Annotated in this window: 4 protein-coding genes; 2 read left to right on the top strand and 2 right to left on the bottom strand. The window is 58.4% G+C overall.

Translation table 11 applies throughout. From position 1 onward, the window contains the following. Positions 1–576 (top strand): glucuronate isomerase (locus PSV43_RS18560; protein WP_300200843.1); only part of this gene is annotated, 576 nt, incomplete at its 5' end. Between the two features lie 15 nt (positions 577–591). On the opposite strand, the gene PSV43_RS18555 is transcribed toward PSV43_RS18560, so the two are convergent. Together PSV43_RS18555 and PSV43_RS18550 are read right to left on the bottom strand one after the other, a co-directional pair. Then, entirely contained in the window at positions 592–1,242 is a 651-nt protein-coding gene (locus tag PSV43_RS18555) for a DUF1294 domain-containing protein (protein WP_300200840.1), read from the bottom strand. A 64-nt stretch (positions 1,243–1,306) separates the two neighbouring features. Then, positions 1,307–1,513 carry a hypothetical protein gene (locus tag PSV43_RS18550; RefSeq protein WP_300200837.1) on the bottom strand — a complete coding sequence of 69 codons (207 nt, stop codon included), beginning with the start codon at positions 1,511–1,513 and terminating at the stop codon, positions 1,307–1,309. A gap of 219 nt (positions 1,514–1,732) precedes the next feature. Here PSV43_RS18550 and PSV43_RS18545 point away from each other — a divergent pair. Beyond that, a partial coding sequence (locus PSV43_RS18545) for a UDP-glucuronic acid decarboxylase family protein (protein ID WP_300200834.1) occupies positions 1,733–2,523 on the top strand: 791 nt, incomplete at its 3' end.

Raw genomic sequence — 2,523 nt, 5'->3', positions numbered from 1 at the left:
ATGCTGCACATTGGCCGGCTCAATGCCGCACATGGCTGGACCATGCAGCTCCACCTCGGCCCCGTCCGCAACAACAACAGCCGCCTCGCCCGCCAGATCGGTGCAGACGTCGGCTGCGACAGCATCGGCGACTGGCCGCAGGCAGAGACGCTCTCCCGCTTCCTCGACCGCCTCGACACCGAGAACGCCCTGCCCAAGACCGTCCTCTACAACGTCAACCCCAACGCCAATTACGTCTTCGGCACCATGGCTGGCAACTTCGCCGATGGCACCACGCCCGGCAAAGTCCAGTTCGGCTCCGCCTGGTGGTTCGTCGATCAAAAGGAAGGCATGGAATGGCAGATCAATGCCCTCAGCAATCTCGGTCTCCTCAGCCGCTTCATCGGCATGCTCACCGACAGCCGCAGCTTCATGAGCTTCCCGCGTCACGAGTACTTCCGCCGTACCCTCTGCAATCTTTTGGGCGCAGACATTGAAGCAGGCCTCATCCCCAATGACGACGCCCTCGTCGGCAGCATGGTCAAAAACATCTGCTATCCCAATGCGAAGGCGTATCTGGGATTGAAGGTGTCGTAGTCCCGCAGAACAGATTCAGGGCCTGTATCGAGGGCGTGTTGGTTCACGCCCCTCGATGATCTCCCGCTTCAACGACTGGGAATATTTCCAGTGTTGAAGCGAGTCGAAGGCCACGAACTGATGGATGCAGATGATCATCCCGAACATGAACTGGTAGCTCTTCTTGGAGCACTTATGTCGCAGCCGCCCCTGCGCCACCCAGGCCCCCGGCCAGCCGCCGGCAAGTTCCAGCAGATGGAGATGCGCCTCGGAAATGCGCCAGGCATTCTTACGTGCTCTGCTCTTGTCGCCGGCATACGTGGCATAGGTGATCAGTGACAAGATGCACACATAGGTCGCCAGGATCCAGAGCTCCCAGCCCGCCTGCTGCCAGGCGTAGGCAGGCGGCACGAGCAATGCAGCAAGGAAGCATAGCCCCAGCAGACTTAGATCGGAGACTTCACGCACCTGCACGGCATTTTGGGCGCACGGACGGAGCTGCGCATCCAGTCCCCAGTTAAAGCGTACCTCCTCCCCCACCTTCGGCAGTTGATGCAGCCTGGAAAAATCCCGACGATGCAAAAACAACCGTTTGTCACCGAATTGCAGCCAGCCAAAGCCCTTGTCGGCATGCCATTCGATGACTCGGGCAGTGTATTCAGGCTTGCGCAATGGGGCGGAAATCATTGGGAGATGGCGGCTATCAGACCCTGCATTCACCAAAGGGCAAGCCTCTCCATTTGCAGACCGCCTACTCCTTCCACTTTATCAGCAGCAATGTCAGCACCGCGCCGCTGGTCCACAGCAGCCAGCTTTCAGTGACAAGATACGAGCAGCCAATCATCGCGGCACCCAGGCACATTTTGACGACCGAACCCACGGATTTGCCATAGAGCAAGGCCGCAAGACCGATGGCTCCGAAGATCAGGGAGCCGAAAAAATCCGAGGCAGAAGGCATATGAAACAAAAATGGCACCGTTTCCCGGCAGTGCGAGGCTTTCCACCAGGACCGCGCTGTGCAACGACTTCAAACCTTTGTTCACTATCCATTGCAGCCCCCCCTCGTCGATTCTACCCTTTTGACTCTGCTATCTCAAGGGCCGATCATGCAGGCGCCCCCCACGACAGCGCCCGCTAGATTTTCGTCCCCCAAAAACTTTCCCACGAGCACTCATTCATGAAAAAACGCATCCTTATCACTGGCGGGGCCGGGTTCCTCGGGTCTCACCTCTGCGAACGCCTGCTGGAACAGGAACACGAAATCATCTGCGCGGACAATCTCTTCACCGGGCGCAAGCAGAACATCGCCCACCTCATGGACAATCCGAACTTCGAGTTCATGCGCCATGACATCACGCAGCCCATCAACGTGGAGGTGGATCAGATCTACAATCTCGCCTGCCCCGCCTCCCCTCCCCATTATCAATACAACGCCATCAAGACCATCAAGACCTCGGTCATGGGCGCCATCAATGTCCTCGGACTGGCACGCCGCCTCCAGGCCCGGGTCTTCCAGGCCTCCACCTCTGAAATCTACGGTGATCCCGAAGTCCACCCCCAGCCGGAAAGCTACTGGGGCCACGTCAACACCATCGGGCCACGCTCCTGCTATGACGAGGGCAAGCGTGTCGCTGAAACTCTCTTCTTTGACTACCACCGCCAGAACGGCGTGGACATCCGCGTCGTCCGCATCTTCAACACCTATGGCCCCCGCATGCTGCCGGATGACGGCCGAGTCGTTTCCAATTTCATCGTCCAAGCCCTTAAAGGCAATGACATCACCATCTACGGCGACGGCCAGCAGACGCGCAGTTTCTGCTATGTCGATGATTTGATCAGCGGCTTCGTCAAGTTCATGGACACCGACGACTTCACCGGCCCCGTCAATCTCGGCAATCCGGGCGAATTCACCATGCTGGCCCTCGCCGAGCAGGTGCTCCAAAAAGTCGGCGGCAAATCCAAGATCGT

The sequence above is a fragment of the Prosthecobacter sp. genome (assembly GCF_029946185.1).
Taxonomy (GTDB): Bacteria; Verrucomicrobiota; Verrucomicrobiia; order Verrucomicrobiales; family Verrucomicrobiaceae; genus Prosthecobacter.
This window is presented reverse-complemented; position numbering and strand designations above follow the sequence as displayed.